Below are 15585 nucleotides of genomic sequence, written 5' to 3'. Positions count from 1 at the left end.
AATGAAAATTTTCCATAAATATATCGCTCTTTCAGGTCTGTTTGCCGCATTTTCATGTACAGACCTGAATACCACACCCCGGCAAAGTCTTACCCCAGAGGTAGCGTTTAACGATGTGTCGGGCTATCAGTCGGTAGCCAATTCCATGTACAACCGTGCGACCAGCTTCAGCTATTACGGGCAGACGATGATGATTGCTCCGGAAATTCTGGCGGATAATTTAAGGCTGGTGGCCAACACCGGGCGCTACCAGGGAGAAGAATCCAACGGAGACAGGGATCATATCTCCATCTGGAATGGCGTGGTGTACGGCGGTATCAATGATGCCAACCTTATCATTGCGAGTATTGATGATGAAAGTGTGTCCGGAGATACTCAGACAAAGGATTTTATCAAGGGGGATGCGTATTTCATGCGGGCATTGTTCTACTTTGACCTCTGCAGGGTCTATGGTTATGAACCCGGCCGGGAGGTAGATGGCTTCAATTTAGGTCCGATATTGCGGTTAAACCCTACATTGGTAGCTTCTGATGCAGATTTCAGAAGCAGGTCGACAGTAGCTGAAGTTTATGAGCAGATAGAAAGTGATTTGTTGGCTGCCATACCGCTGGTGGGTGGAGCGCCATTGGGATCTGAAGGCGTTTACTATGCCAATGCAGGTGCTGCACTTACCCTGCTGGCCAGGCTGTATTTGTATTGGGGACGGATGGAAGATGCGGAGGCGGCAGCTACCTCCGCCATGAATTTTCTCGGACTGAGAACCAACGGAGACGGTTTGCTCGAAGCGGGCCAATATGTTCAGGGTTTTTCCAGAGCACCACATCCCGAATCACTCTTTGAGCTGGAGCTCAGGCAGGTGGACTGGAGCAGTGTGGATGGGGTAAATAACTCCCTCAATTCCCTTGTTGCTGACAACGAACCTGCCGCCCAATTTATCATCGGCGCCTCAAATGAATTGATTGCTGCCTATGAAGAAGGGGATGTGAGGAGAGATTGCTGGAGAGAGACGACCCGCGAGGGCATTGAGGGCCCTGTTTACGCCAGCAGGAAATGGACCGGATACAAGGGAGATTTTCTGGAAAACCTGCCGATTATCAGGGCAGCGGAATTGTACCTCATCAGAGCTGAGGCCAGGTATGAGAACAATCCCGCCGGCGCCCGGGAGGATATCAATGCCGTGCGTTCCAAACGAGGCCTGGGTCCGGTTGATAACCTGCTCTCCGGAGAAGCTTTGCTGAACCGTATTTTGCTCGAAAGGCGGCTGGAGTTTGCTTTGGAGGGGCATCGGTTTTTTGATCTGAAAAGAAACGGAAGGGATATCAGCAAACATGGAGAGTTTTTGGAAGTGCCCTACACGGACTACAGGATTTTAGGAAACCTTCCGTTGGAACAGATTCAATTGAATGAAAATTTAGAGCAAAACCCGGGATATTAGGTATGGTAACCATCAGTAAAACAATAGTTGCAGCTTTTTTCCTGATAATCTCATTCGGGCTGGCTGCCTGCATGGAAGAGTCAGGATTCAATATTGTGTGGGAGGGGCTGGAAGTGGAATTTGAAGATGCCTCCCGCCCCAATGGAACGGTTCGGAAAATCCTGACCAAAACAAGTAACAACCAGATAGATCAGGAAATGGTGAGACTGAATCTGGTGGGGCAGCAGCTTTCCGAGCCTGTGACGATTCTGGTAGGGGTAGATCCTGAATCATCCGCGATAGCGGGTGTGCACTACCGGCTATTGGAAAATGAAGTAACCATTCCCGCAAATAGTAGTTATGTGGACATGCCGATTGAAATCCTGACAGGTAATCTGGGTACTGATGAGACGCCAGATCTGACCCTGACCATATTGGATGCGGGAGATATGAAGATCAGCACCAACTACAACCGACTCACCATTGAGATCCGGTTGTCTTGCCCTTCTGATCTGGCGGGTGAATACAGTACCGTTACGGTTGGCACCGGGGGGACTGTGAATTATCAGGTGGTCATCACAGAGCTGGAGCCTTTTACCTATAGAATCTCGGATATCACAGGTGGTGTTTACTCCCAGGTATTTGGAGCTGAAGATAATCCGGCGGTATTTACAGAGCTGTGTGGAGAGATTACCATCACCGATCAGCCCGACCTTGTTTTCGGAGGAGATACCTTCAATGGTACCGGCAGGGTAAATGCCGACGGGACCATCAGAATAAGCTGGAGGACAGAGGAGACCGAAGAAAGTGGCGTCACCACATTGACCCGTATCATTGAGTAAAAAAACCGGGACTTGATTTATATTATCATGGCCAATGGCCAGATCCCGAAAAAAATGTAGCGACAGGATGAGAAAACTAATTGCTTTGACCCTTCTTCTTTTAGTGGCTAAAGCGGGATTTATCCAGGCCCAGGAAGGCATGCGGCAGGTCAGGTCTGAGGTGTTTCAGCGCTTGCAGGACAATGTCCGGCGATATAGCCTGAAGCCGGAGGAAAAATCTGTGATAGCCGAGGCCATGGGCATTCCCCTCGTCATGGATCTGGCCGATCAGCGGGTTGCTGTATTTCAATACCTTGATGACGATAACCATCCGGTATATTATACCACTCATAACCTGAATGCTGCAGCTGCTACGGGTACTAATTCCTTACAGGCAGGAGGAAATTTGAATCTTAATCTGTCCGGGACGGACATGATTATCGGTATTTACGACCAGACCAGGCCCAAAGCCAATCACAACGAATTTGGCAACAGGGTGACCCAGATCGACGGGTCGACGGAAGAAATCAGTAATCATGCTACCCACGTGACCGGAACCATTTTAGCTGCCGGCAACAACAGAAATGCGGCAGGAATGGCCAGAGAGGCCATCGGCTGGGCTTTTAACTGGGACGCCGATATCTCAAAAATGACTCAAAACAGCTATGACCCCGACCTCAATCCTGGCGGACACTTGATTTCAAACCACTCTTACGGGTTTTTGATGGGCTGGTATAGAGACAGTAACAACAACTGGACCTGGGCGGGGAATGAAGGCATAAGCGCAAGTGAAGATTACAGATTTGGTTTTTATACCAACAAATCCAGACAAATCGATGAACTCGCATTCGCAAAACCCTTTTACACCATTATCTGGGCGGCGGGCAATGACCGGTCTGATGTAGGGGATGGCTCCAGGGATGCAGACGGACCGGACGACTCCATTGGACCTGAGGGAGTAGCGAAAAACAGCCTTACCATTGGGGCAGTCAGCTTGCAGGGGGATTATACAGGTCCTTCCGATGTAAACATGAGCTCGTTTTCCAGCTGGGGACCGGTAGACGACGGCAGAATCAAACCAGATTTGGTAGGGATGGGGGTAAACGTGTTTAGCTCAGCCATACAAGGTGAAAATGGAGCCGACAGTTACGCTACCTTGAGTGGTACTTCCATGGCCACCCCCAATGTTTCTGGCTCTTTGCTGCTCGTTCAGGAATTGTACCGCAATAGAAATGCCGGCAGATACATGCTTTCTGCTACCCTCAAAGCCCTAGCCATACAGACGGCCAGGGAAGCGGGTATGAACCCCGGACCAGACTACATGCACGGTTGGGGCCTGTTGGATACCGAAGCGGCAGCCAACATGATCATCGATGAAGATGGTAGTTCAAAAATCATCAGAGAGCTAAACCTGCAGCAGGGGGAAACCTATGAGTTTGAATTTATTTCCAATGGGGTGGATCCTATCAAAACAACTATCGCCTGGACCGACCCTGCAGGCACTTCCCCTGCACTGAGTGTCAATCCCACAGATCTCATGCTGGTAAATGATCTCGACTTGCGTATCATTGATGAAAATGGCAATACTTTCTTTCCCTGGACTTTAAACCCCAGGGATGGCTCCAGTGCTATTGCCAGCAGGAACGGAGACAATTTTCGGGATAACGTTGAGCAGGTGTCGATTGAAAACCCCAATCCTCAGAGGTATACCGTGCGCGTGAGCCATAAAGGAGATCTGGCCAACTCCCAGCAACCCTACAGCCTCGTTTTCTCTGCAGGCGTTTCCGACGGACAGGCCAACACATTGTACTGGATAGGAACAGATGGCAACTGGGATAATCCGAACAATTGGTCTGAAAACAGCAGCGGGCCGAGTGCCAATATTATTCCTGATGAAGGAACAAGAGTTGTGATAGACAGGCCGCTGGCAGGACAGACGATCAGTCTTTCAGAAAATACCGACGTCTTTAGCCTGAATATTTTTGGACAAGAACCATTGGTATTGGATTTAAATCAAAACGAGCTGTTGATTCGCAATGGATTCAGGTCAAGTAACAACCTTACCAATGTCCGGAATGGGCTGATACATTTCGAGGGAACGGACCAAAATGAAAACATTCTTGATTTTGGTCAGCTGGATTTCTCTGATGTAAATGTCTGGTTTGACGAGGGACGATGGCGGGTACTTTCCATGCCGGGAATAAACGAGCTGGAAATCAGCGAGGCAGTTGTTGAATTCGGAATGGAAAGATTGCTCGTAAATGAAGTTGAATTGTCCTCAGGAACCAGAATTCGAGGCGGCCTTACTACCGTTGAATTCAAGTCCCTGTTCAGGGCTAATCCGGGAGTAGAATTGCCGGCAGCCCTGAATATGGTTTTTACCGGAGAAAATGGGGTTTACGAAGACTTTTCTATTTCCCCAATACGGCGGTTGGTAAACCTGGGAGGAAACCTTCAGGTCAATGCGAGCGGTAATATTGCAAGACTCGAATTGAATGGCGAGACGCAGCTCAATCAGGACATGACCCATGTCGGTGTATTGGATTTGACAGGCGGCTCTGCATTGAGGATCGGCGATGGCCTATCTTTGCTCGTAGAGGAGGGGATCGAGCACGGTGATGCCCCAGGTGGGCAGACAATAATCAGTTCGCCCGGAAAGGCGATTCTGATACATGAGCCCTATAGAAAGTATTGTTTTGAAGGCCTAAATGTGCAGAATGTCGACTTGCAAGGGGAGTCGGTAATCAATCTGGGCCCGCAATCCACTGTAATTAATGCCGCAAACTGGAGCAATATCTTATGCGAAAATGTTTTATTGGCCAATTTTAACGTGGCATTTAACTGTGCAGGCGGCCTGGCTGAATTTGAGAACCTCTCTGAAGGAAATATTACGGCCTATAACTGGGATTTTGGTGGCCTGGGAACATCCACCGCTACCGATCCAACCTTTATTTTCAACAATCCCAGAACCTATACCATTTCCCTTGAGATCAGTGGACCGGGTGGTGTAAATCGCTATGAAAAAAGCGTTGTGATCAATCCCAATTCACTCAGAAGGCCTGAAATTGTCGCCAATGGATCCCAACTGAGCTCCAGGATCCCGGCAAGCTCATACCAATGGTATCGGGACGGCGAGCCCATAGAAGGTGCAAGGGAAAGAAGTTATATGGTGGCTGATGGTGGGGCATATCAGGTAGCTGTGATTGATGATCAATGCAACAGACTATCTGCAGTCGTGGTGGTCTCCAGCTCCGGAGAGGATATTTTTTCAGGCAGATCAGGGTATGCCATAGGCCCAAATCCAGTCGCTGAAAAACTGTCTCTTTTTGTAAATAACTCGTATATGGGAGAGATCGATGTCCGCGTTTTTGATGGTGCAGGACGCTTGAAGCAACAGGTAAAATTTGATAAGGAAAGGCAAGGAATGGAGTTTGTTCTGGATTTCGTTTATACACAGGGGCTTTACCTTATTCAGGTTCAGGCGGGCAAAGAGGTGCAGACATTCAAGGTGATGAAGGAATAATAATAGATTCGCCTTTCCAGAGTCTTCGCATGCGATCAAAATGAAACCTGTCTTCCATGCTGGCCAATACCTGAAAAAAGCTTTTAGACATATTTTATTAACCGCTTTTCCTCGCTGGGGCTTCCCGAATCAGACCGCAACCGGCCCTGCATCGGGATAAACTTCTCGCCTACACCAGATGTCTGAAAGCAAAGAAACCCTGCTCCGAAGAACATGGTTAAATATGTATATGTACCTACCCTGCATCCTGGCCCAAGCCTAAAAATGTCCTTGGGGACATTTTATTAACGGCTTGTCCTCGCTGGGGCTTCCCGAATCAGCCCGCAACCGGCCCTGCATCGGGATAAACTTCTCGCCTACACCAGATGTCTGAAAGTAAAGAAACCCTGCTCTGAAGAACAAGATTTCTCATTTTTGTGATCCCGCTGGGGCTCGAACCCAGGACCCTAACATTAAAAGTGTTATGCTCTACCAGCTGAGCTACGGAATCATAAATATTGCTAACCCCACTATTTTTGTTACCCTGTCAGGACTCGAACCTGAAACCTTCCCGCCTTAGGGTCGGGATGCTCTATCGCGTTTCGTTATGTCATCCGCGTAATTCCAACCGTTGAAATTTCCGTGATCCTGTCAGGACTCGAACCTGAAACCTACTGCTTAGAAGGCAGTTGCTCTATCCAGTTGAGCTACAGGACCATTCTATTTATTTTTCCCCTTATTGGGATTTCCCTCGTCCCCCTGAAACCTTCCCGACTTAAAGGTCGGGATGCTCTATCCAGTTGAGCTACAGGACCATTCTTTTTGTTTTCTCGCAATCGGTATTTCTCACTTCCCTCCTGAAACCTCCCCGACTTAAAGGTCGGGATGCATTATTCGGAAAAGCCAAAGCAATTTTCAATTAAAATAGAAACAGGCTTTTCAGCCTGTTTAATGGAGCTTTTTCAAAAGCTTGTGCAAATGTAAGGCGGTTTTTTTTAATTACAAACTCTATTTCGCAATTACTTTTTATTAACTCAGAATGATTTTTCATCTTTGCAAAAAATCTGTTTGCATGCCCGCTGATCCGTTGACTGTATTGGATGATTTTTATGTCAAAACCATTGGTGAGATTCCGCTAAGGGAAATTTTATTCTGCCCGCCAGAAACCAGCATTGCTGCCGCCACGCAGATCATGCGTAAGGAAATGTCCAGTTGCCTTTTTGTAGGAAGAGATAAAAGTAATATTGTCGGGGTCATCACAGATATTACATTGAGGGATAATGTATTGGCTGAGGGGGTTTCTCCGGAGAGGGCTGTGGTGGAAATCATGGACAAAAAGCTGGTTTCTATTCCAAAAGAGGCTTTTGTTTATGAAGCTCTTTTGTTGATGTTTCGTACCAAAACCCGCTACCTGTTGGTTTCTGAGGGGGGTGTTTACATCGGAGTGACCAGCCGAAACAGAATTTTGACGATACAGTCACAATCCCCATTTATTTTCATTCAATCGGTAAAGCTGGCACTGGACAAAGAAGAGCTGAAGCTCAAATGGCAGCAGGTACCGGGAATTGTGGATCAATTGATCCAACGGGGCGTAAGGGCTGAAATCATCAATCAGATCATTTCAACCATTGCAGACACCATAGCACTGCGTGTGATCGAGCAGGTGGTAAAGGAGCAGGGAGAGCCGCCAGCCAGGTTTGTCTTTTTCGTATTGGGAAGTGAAGGCAGAAAAGAACAAACCCTGAAAACAGATCAGGATAATGCCATTATCTACGAAGACAAGGCCAACGAACAGCGTAGCCTCGTAAGGGATTATTTTCTGGGCTTCGCCAAAGAGGTTTCCGACCGGCTTAATGAGATCGGTTTTAACTTTTGTCAGGGCGGATTTATGGCCAGCAACCCAAAGTGGACCCATTCGCTTTCCCACTGGAAGAAAAACTATGCCACCTGGTTTCAGGAATCTTCCATCGAGACGGTAATGAGCTATGGAACATTTTTTGATTGTAGACCCATTTATGGTGATTTTACGCTATTGGAGGATCTTAAAGCCTATATGGATGAACAACTTCAGCATCCTCTGGAACGGTTTTTCTTCAACATGGCGCAGAATGCGCTGCAGTACGATACCCAACTCACCTGGCTGAAGAACATCAGGACCTTCAAAGTAGAAAAAGAGCAGGTTTTTGATATCAAAAAGGCCATGACACCTATGGTGGATGCGATACGGCTTTATGCACTTGCCAACAGGATTTTTGAAACCAATACGGGAAAACGGTTGAAAATTTTAACTGACAAAGGAGTATTTGCTGCTGATGTTTCAGCAGAGCTCTATCAGGCGTATTATTACCTGATGAGTTTAAGGCTGGAAAAACAAGCAGTGGACATCATAAAAAACAAGCGAGCTCCGGTAAATTATATCCGAATCAATAGCCTGACCAAAGTGCAGGTAGTGACGATCAGAGAAATATTTAAGGTAATCCGGGATTTACAGCTAAAGGTTAAGATTGAATTTACCAAAACTTTTTGAGTTCTTCATGTAAATGAAGTTTATCCATTGGGATAAATTGGGTACTTTGCCGGGATAAACCGAATTCTTAGTTTCCCTGCTTGTTGGGGATTCATTCATTATGGAGAAAAATAACCATGCGTTTGGTCATTCCCCCATCGGAAAATTACTGGTACAGCAGGCAGTCCCGGCAGCAGTAGGGATATTGGTTTTGTCCATCTATGGCATAGTAGATACAATTTTTGTTGGCAGGTTTGTGGGATCACTGGGTATAGCTACAATCACCGTGGTCCTACCCATTACTTTTTTGATTTCCAGTATAGGCATGTCGATCGGTGTGGGAGGAGCATCGATTATTTCCCGTGCATTTGGGGACAATAACAATTCGCGGGCTTTTGCCACATTTGGCAATCAAATCGGTATGACCCTCACCCTCGCACTGTTTTTTGTAGGGTTGGGATATGCTTTTTCAGAAGAGATTCTGAAACTTTTCGGTGGTAAAGGCGAGGTATTAGAGCCTGCCAAAAACTACTTCACCATTATCCTGATCGGTATACCTTTCCTGGCATGGGCCATGATGAGCAATAATGTGATCCGTGCAGAAGGCTACCCAAAAGTGGCCATGTACACGCTTATTGTTCCTGCTGTTTTTAACATCATCCTGGACCCTATTTTCATCGTTTGGATGGACATGGGGCTGGAAGGTGCTGCATGGGCAACGAGCATCTCATATGTTGCCAGCGCGGCCTACACCCTGTGGTTTTTTATGTTTGGCAAATCTACAATGAAGTTTAAAGCAGACTGGCTAAGGCCTGACTTGTCAATAGCCAGGGAAATTTCGGCTCTGGGAGCAGTTACCCTGGCCAGGCAGGGGACAGTCAGTATACTCGCCATCGTCTTAAACAATGAACTGTTTTCTTATGGTGGTGAGATGGCCCTTTCGGTTTACGGTGTGATCAATCGGATAATGATGTTTGCAAATTTTCCGGTTTTGGGGATCACTCAGGGATTTGTCCCCATAGCCGGATACAATTACGGCGCCAGGTTCAGCGAAAGGGTGCACCTGGCAATCAGACTGGCGCTGAGATCTTCAAGTTTGATAGCTCTTGTAATCTTTGTGTTGATCATGAGTTTTACCGGACCGTTGATTCAGATTTTTACCGAAGACGAGGTATTGATTTTGGAAACGATCCCGGCTATGCGCAAGGCTTTTCTGGCTACTCCCTTGCTGGCTTTTAGTTTGATAGGTAGTGCCTATTTTCAGGCTATAGGTAAGCCAAAATCTGCCCTGCTCCTGGCGCTTAGCAAACAGGGGATTTTTCTTGTTCCTTTGGTAATTCTTATGCCCATGCTGTTTGGCCTGGAAGGTATTTGGTATGCCTTTCCTCTGGCAGACACCGGTGCGGCTGCCATCTCTTATTTATATCTGAAAAAAGGCACTGATGCGCTGTAAATAAGGACCCAGTTTTCTCTGGACCTGAGGAATGGAAATCGGATAAAAAAGCCCCGTCTGCCAACCGGAGAAAATCCTCACACCAAATCTAAGTGGATCTGCAGTATAAAAAAAGCCCCGGTCAGGCGACCGGAGCCTTTTTACTAGACCTAACCAACTTTAATTTCTTTTCGGGGAGGGGTTACGACCTGCTTGATCTTCGGAATTTCGAGATGAAGAATGCCATTTTCATATTTGGCAGCTATCTTATCGCGCTCTGCATTTTCAGGAAGACTGAATGATCTCTTGATAGATGCATAAGAAAATTCCTGTCTTCTCATTTCTTCTTTATCCGACTCCTTCCGAACCTCTTTTTCGGCTTGTATGGTCAGCACCCCTTCTGAAGTTTCGATCTTAAAATCCTTCTTTTCAAATCCAGGTGCCGCTACCTCTACCTGAAATGTTTTATCTGTTTCCTTGATATTTACGGATGGGATTTCAAATTTTTCATCCCAATCGTAAAACCGATTGTCGAAATCGGGCCAGTTTTCAGATCCCAGAAGATCCGAAACCACCTTTGGCCAAAAGCTTCCGTTTCTTTTTGCTAGTGTCAACATGGGTTTTTGATTTTAGTTGGTAATGTTTGTTTACACCACTAAGGTAATTCCACTCGATTTACTGTAGTATGATTCCGATCATGCCAAATCATGATTTTTGTCGAGTTGGACATAGATGCGAAGGTGTCAGGTACATCTCCCCACCTGCAGGGGCGACTTCGCATTTCAGTCCGTGATCAAATTTCCGGACCCGGGAAAATTACAAGGGAAGTGATTCAACTGGAAATGATTCTCCCGTCTTCCATCTCGATGATCCGGTCAGTCCCGGCGGCAAATTCAGGATCGTGGGTTACTATCAACAAGGTCTGCCTGTATGACAGGGCAAGTTCTTGGAATATCTCAAAAACAATATCGCTGTTTTTCTTGTCCAGATTTCCGGAGGGTTCATCGCCCATAATTATCAGCGGATCATTGATCAGGGCCCGGGCTATGGCCACCCTTTGTTTCTGGCCTCCGGATAACTGATTGGCTTTCTTCAGCGCATGGTCTTCCATTCCAAAAATCCGAAGTTTTTCCATGGCTTTGTATTCCAGTTCTTTCCGATCCACGATTCCCAGCTTGAGCCCTGGTATCATGACGTTTTCGAGCACCGAAAATTCTGCCAGTAAATAGTGAAACTGAAAAACGAAGCCAATTTTTTCGTTTCTGATCCGGGAAAGAAAAGTATGCGATTGGCCGGTAACGGGCTGTCCATCAATTAACAAATTTCCCTCGTAGCTGGTGTCCATGGTAGATAAGATATACAGCAGAGTGGACTTGCCACACCCTGACTTGCCCATGATGGAAACAAACTCTCCTCTATTGACCTCGAAAGTAATGTCCTTAAGAACCTGGGTCTTCACCGGATTGTAAAAAAATTTGTTGATGTTTCTGGCTTCAAGTACCGTACGCTCTTTCATTTTATTTCCCCCTTATGATCTCTACCGGATCTACACCGCTGGCCTTTTTTGCAGGAAAATACCCCGCCATATAGGTGGTCAGTAGACTAAAAACACCTCCAATAATATAATAACGTGGATTAAAGTCGACCGGAAAGGTTTTGATTGTGGGCAGGGCTTCCGTTTCGAACGGCAGCCGGTCAATACCCAGCCCAGCCAGATAGCCAAGCACCAGCCCGATCGTACCTCCGACCGTGCCAATGATCAGTGCAATAAGGGTAAATATGAGGTTGACATCCCGTCCTGAAAATCCGGTAGCCTTCAATATGGCGATGGTGTCCATTTTTTCGTAAATCATCATATTTAGAATGTTGTAAATTCCAAACCCTGAAACGATGAGCAAGGTAATGCCTACAGCATAGCTGATCAGGTTACGTATTTCTGTGCCGGTTTCAAACTGCGCATTGACGGTTTGTATATCGTCAGCCTTTATGCCAAACAGATCAGCATATTCCACCGCCATGGATGGCGCCAGGTCAAGGGAGTTTAACTTTACCTGTATATCAGTGATAAAAGATGCCGGTTCACCCACTATCTTCTGGGCTGTTTCGAGTGAGGTATAGCTTTGTACGTTATCCAATTCACTCAGTCCGGATTGGTAATATCCGACTACCTTAAGTTGTACTGTATTTCCCTGAGCGGAGGTGGCCTGTATCACATCGCCGATTTGGGCAAGCATTCGATCTGCCGCCCCTTTACCAAGAATAATGCCATTATTGGTGTTTTTTAGGTCGGTGGAGTTTCCTGCCGTTACATAATCACTAAAGGTGAAAAGTTCATTTTCAGCGTCCACATCGATCCCGTTTATAGATCCCGTGATGTCTATATTGCCTACGTTATAAAATACCTGTGCGCTGACCTTTGGTGCCACTCCCATGACCCGCTCATCTTGCTGCAGCGTTTCGATCATTGCAGCACTATTGTAGATGCTCCTGCGGCTATTATTGGGCTTGATTGACCTGATGGTATTATTAAATGAGCTATAGGTTTCCGATCGGTCAATCGGTTGGTTAGGATTGGGTTTGATTTCATTATAAAAGCGAATATGGGGCGTTCTGTTCAGGACAAGACTATCCAGCATCAGATTCAAACCATTCATAAATCCCAAAAGAGCGACGAACATGGTAATGCTGAAAGTAACCCCGACGGCAGCGATGAGGGTTTGCTTAAACCGCGCAAGCATGAGCTTCCAGGCTATTTCCAGCAATAAACCGTATTTCATAGGTTTGTTATTGTCTTACTGCGACCAGTCTTACTTCGGCCATAGGTATCCTTGCCTGTGGCAGTACGGGGTTTATATGATTGATTTATTTCTTTTCAAATGTTACCCTTCCTTCTATCTTCTGATATTGCTGCGGTCGGCTCAGACCGACCAGGAGGATACACCCTGCACCCACCGTTTCCGGCAGGCAACTGCGTTACGCTATGGTTTTAACAAGGCTGTATTTTCGTCAATTCCTTCAATTATTTCCGCGTCTTGATAGTTTTTTATTCCGGTTTTTACCTCCAGTGTATCTCCTTCCTCTGCGATCACGTATCGCTCCCCGATCAGGTAAGCAGAGGGAATAATGAGAGCATTTTCCTTTACCTCCAGGATAATATTGGCCTCCAGGGTCAAATTGGGATAAAGCTTTGGAGGTGCGTTTGTAAATTCCGCTTCTACTACAAAGCTCTTGGTTTTTTCGTCCATCAGAGGTAGAATTTTGGTGACTACAGCATCATATATCTGGTCTCGGTAGCTGTCCAGGTGGACTTTTATTTGCTGACCAATATCGATCTGGGCGATGTCGTATTCATCTACGAGCAGCTCCAAAAGAAATTCATCTCCATCACCCAGTACGGCCAGGTTACTTTGCTGGTTTACCAACTCGCCCTCCTCTCTTAGTAAGGCATATACCTTTCCTTTTATTTTGCTTTTGATCAACAGATCCTCGGTCATTGAACTGGCAATTTCAAAGTTTTTTAGGGCATTTTTAGCATTGAATTCCAGTTCTTTGATCAAAGTTTCCCGGTTGAGTACAAGCGTATTGAATTCTGTCTGAGATTGTGCCTGTTGCAGGCGTTTCTGCTCCAGTTCAAGTTTTGATCCAATACCCTTTTCAAAAAGATTTTGCTGACGCTCCCAGAGTACAGAATCGTGGCGCTTTTTATCCCGGGCCAGAGCTATCTTTTCCTCAAGATCCTTTAATCGTGCCTCGTTATTTTCTTGTTCTGCATACGATCGGGAAAGACGCGCCAGGTCTCTATTGAGTCGGGAAGCTTCATTGGATAAAGTAAAGAGCAGTTCCCCTTCCCGGACGGTTTGCCCCTCACTTACATGAATGGTCTGAATGTACCCATTGCCGATTGGCTGAACTACATACTGCTGTTTACTCTTTATTTTTCCCGATGCATACACCGAAAGGGTAATGTCTTGTCTGGCGGGGTAAATTTTTTCCGAAGGAGAAGTACAGGAAATATAACTAAGCAAAAAGCTGAAAATGATAATGTGGGATACTTTAAACATGAAAATCTGCTTTTAACCACCAACTTTTTTCATTTCACCAATTTAACTGATCCTGGAAATTGGTCCATGTGCTAAAGGTAGTGATAATTGGCTTAATTTATTTGCTTCTGATTCCGCTGCGATTCAATTTTGTTTCGTAATTTAAACATTTAAAATAAATTTTGTGGTGAGTTTCGACAGCATGAAGGACCGGTAGAAATGAAGATGAGTGTAAAAATAGCTATGCTGTATGTAGCTGTAGGGATAATTTGGGTTTTTGGGAGTGATTCATTGATATTGTATCTTTTTGATGGGGCAGATAGCACAGTTTTGTACAGCTATCAATTTATTAAGGGAGTTTTTTTTGTGGTATTGACCGGCGTGTTGGTGTATTACCTGATGGATAGGCATTACCTGTATTTGGACGGAAAAGTCAGGGAACTGGAATTGGCCAATCAGAAAATTGAGAGAGAGCGAGCAAAATCCGAACATGCCAAAAACCAGTTGGATCAATTTATCATGGTCGCGTCCAATGAGCTGGTAGAGCCAGTCCGGCAGAGCCATGGTTTCCTGGAGCTATTCATTAGGAAAAATAGAGCGATACTCCCGGACAAATCGATCTCTTTTCTCGAGCTGACCTTAGAAAACTTTTATAAAATTAAGGATGTAATTCAGGATTTGGTGGCTTTTTCGCAACTGACAAATGATCAGGAGTCTCAGGAAATCGTTGATCTGAATGTGGTGCTGGAAAAGGCCATTCACTTAAATTCCAGAAAATTCGGATTGGGCAAAATCGATTTAAGGAAAGCGGACCTAACCGGAACGAAAGGGGATTATAAGCGATTTCTACAGCTATTCGATCAATTGCTCAACAATGCGTTTAATTTCAGGGATCCCTCCCGGACACTAAAAATTGAAATCGAGGTTACCAGAGCGGATGGTTATAAAACCATAGCGGTAAAAGACAATGGGGTGGGCATAGAGGCCCAGCATCTGGATAGTATATTCTACATACTCCAGCAATACGATCGGGGAATGATCAGAAGAGGATCCGGAATGGGCCTGGCCATCTGTAGGAAAATTGTCGAGGATGCAGGTGGGAAAATATGGGCTACATCAGTTTTAGGCGAGGGAAGTACTTTTTACATTATGCTTAGAGAGATTGACACAACAAAATTGGCGAATAATTCTACCGGCAAAGGGCGGGGCGAATGATCCGAAAACGGCACCTATTCCATGAATCAGGGGAAATCTCAAAGTAAACCAACATAATATATCAAAAGAGGCTAATCATAAAATAATCGTCCAATCAGCTATGGCATCAGGGAAAATATGTTTGTCAAACTTTGGATTTGAATAATTTATATGCTTATTTTCTAACTCCACCTGATTACTAAGGGGGGGATGATCCTAACCAAAATTAAACCTGGCTGAGCATGAGTATGTTGAGAATATTTATTATTGAGGATAATGAAGGGGATGTATTGCTGATTTCAGATGCATTGGCCGAACTCAATATTCCTTTGGAAGTTTCCTATGCGAAAGATGGTCATGAGGCAGTTGAGGTATTGGAAGATTGTCTATGTGCCTCTCCTGAAAATATTCCTGACCTGATCCTGCTAGATATCAATCTACCGAAGAAGAACGGGCAGGAGGTACTACAATTTATTAAGACCTCAAATGGATTGAAGCAGATTCCGGTCATCATGTTGACAACATCCTCCAGCGAAAGAGATATATTGGAGTCCTATCACAACCATGCCAACAGTTATATATCCAAGCCAATGGGCCCGGAAAGTTATCAGGACATATTGCAAAAGATAGAAAGCTTCTGGTTTTCTTTGGTAAAGCTCCCTACACAGGTTTAAAA

11 protein-coding genes and 2 tRNA genes are annotated in these 15585 nt (G+C 45.6%); 7 read left to right on the top strand and 6 right to left on the bottom strand.

From position 1 onward, the window contains the following. Position 1: 1 nt before the first annotated feature. The 3 genes from BUB19_RS19190 to BUB19_RS19180 all read left to right on the top strand — a co-directional run bounded on the left by BUB19_RS19190 (position 2) and on the right by BUB19_RS19180 (position 5758). The gene (locus BUB19_RS19190; protein WP_073097009.1) at positions 2-1435 is read left to right on the top strand and encodes a RagB/SusD family nutrient uptake outer membrane protein; all 1434 of its coding nucleotides are present in this window, start codon (positions 2-4) and stop codon (positions 1433-1435) included. 2 nt (positions 1436-1437) lie between these two features. Then, positions 1438-2256 carry a DUF4843 domain-containing protein gene (locus BUB19_RS19185; protein WP_073096903.1) on the top strand — a complete coding sequence of 273 codons (819 nt, stop codon included), beginning with the start codon at positions 1438-1440 and terminating at the stop codon, positions 2254-2256. Positions 2257-2323: 67 nt separating this feature from the next. Beyond that, positions 2324-5758 carry a S8 family serine peptidase gene (locus tag BUB19_RS19180; RefSeq protein ID WP_073097007.1) on the top strand — a complete coding sequence of 1145 codons (3435 nt, stop codon included), beginning with the start codon at positions 2324-2326 and terminating at the stop codon, positions 5756-5758. Between the two features lie 417 nt (positions 5759-6175). Here the strand turns inward: BUB19_RS19180 and BUB19_RS19175 are convergent. Both BUB19_RS19175 and BUB19_RS19170 read right to left on the bottom strand, forming a co-directional pair. Then, positions 6176-6248: transfer RNA gene (locus BUB19_RS19175), tRNA-Lys, on the bottom strand. A 132-nt stretch (positions 6249-6380) separates the two neighbouring features. Further along, positions 6381-6454 (bottom strand) — tRNA-Arg (locus BUB19_RS19170). A gap of 355 nt (positions 6455-6809) precedes the next feature. Between BUB19_RS19170 and BUB19_RS19165 the strand changes: the two genes are divergently transcribed. Together BUB19_RS19165 and BUB19_RS19160 are read left to right on the top strand one after the other, a co-directional pair. Further along, positions 6810-8264 (top strand): DUF294 nucleotidyltransferase-like domain-containing protein, encoded by a 1455-nt coding sequence (locus tag BUB19_RS19165; protein WP_073096901.1) that lies wholly within the window; start codon positions 6810-6812, stop codon positions 8262-8264. 100 nt (positions 8265-8364) lie between these two features. Beyond that, positions 8365-9696, top strand: a complete 1332-nt coding sequence (locus BUB19_RS19160; protein ID WP_073096899.1) for an MATE family efflux transporter — start codon at positions 8365-8367, stop codon at positions 9694-9696. Positions 9697-9845: 149 nt separating this feature from the next. Here BUB19_RS19160 and BUB19_RS19155 read toward each other — a convergent pair whose 3' ends face one another. From BUB19_RS19155 to BUB19_RS19140, 4 genes are all read right to left on the bottom strand, one after another. Next, the gene (locus BUB19_RS19155; protein WP_073096897.1) at positions 9846-10292 is read right to left on the bottom strand and encodes an Hsp20/alpha crystallin family protein; all 447 of its coding nucleotides are present in this window, start codon (positions 10290-10292) and stop codon (positions 9846-9848) included. 215 nt (positions 10293-10507) lie between these two features. Then, a complete protein-coding gene (locus BUB19_RS19150) occupies positions 10508-11191 on the bottom strand; it encodes an ABC transporter ATP-binding protein (RefSeq protein WP_073096895.1) in 684 nt (227 codons plus the stop codon). Position 11192: 1 nt separating this feature from the next. After that, positions 11193-12452, bottom strand: a complete 1260-nt coding sequence (locus tag BUB19_RS19145; RefSeq protein WP_073096893.1) for an ABC transporter permease — start codon at positions 12450-12452, stop codon at positions 11193-11195. A 201-nt stretch (positions 12453-12653) separates the two neighbouring features. Then, positions 12654-13736 carry an efflux RND transporter periplasmic adaptor subunit gene (locus BUB19_RS19140; RefSeq protein WP_073096892.1) on the bottom strand — a complete coding sequence of 361 codons (1083 nt, stop codon included), beginning with the start codon at positions 13734-13736 and terminating at the stop codon, positions 12654-12656. A gap of 204 nt (positions 13737-13940) precedes the next feature. Here BUB19_RS19140 and BUB19_RS19135 point away from each other — a divergent pair, with 204 nt between their 5' ends. Then, positions 13941-14930, top strand: a complete 990-nt coding sequence (locus BUB19_RS19135; RefSeq protein WP_178371538.1) for a sensor histidine kinase — start codon at positions 13941-13943, stop codon at positions 14928-14930. Between the two features lie 221 nt (positions 14931-15151). After that, complete coding sequence (locus BUB19_RS19130; RefSeq protein ID WP_073096888.1) at positions 15152-15583, top strand: response regulator; 432 nt, start codon at positions 15152-15154, stop codon at positions 15581-15583. Positions 15584-15585 lie beyond the last annotated feature (2 nt).

Source organism: Cyclobacterium lianum (assembly GCF_900143075.1).
Taxonomy (GTDB): domain Bacteria; phylum Bacteroidota; class Bacteroidia; order Cytophagales; family Cyclobacteriaceae; genus Cyclobacterium; species Cyclobacterium lianum.
This window is presented reverse-complemented; position numbering and strand designations above follow the sequence as displayed.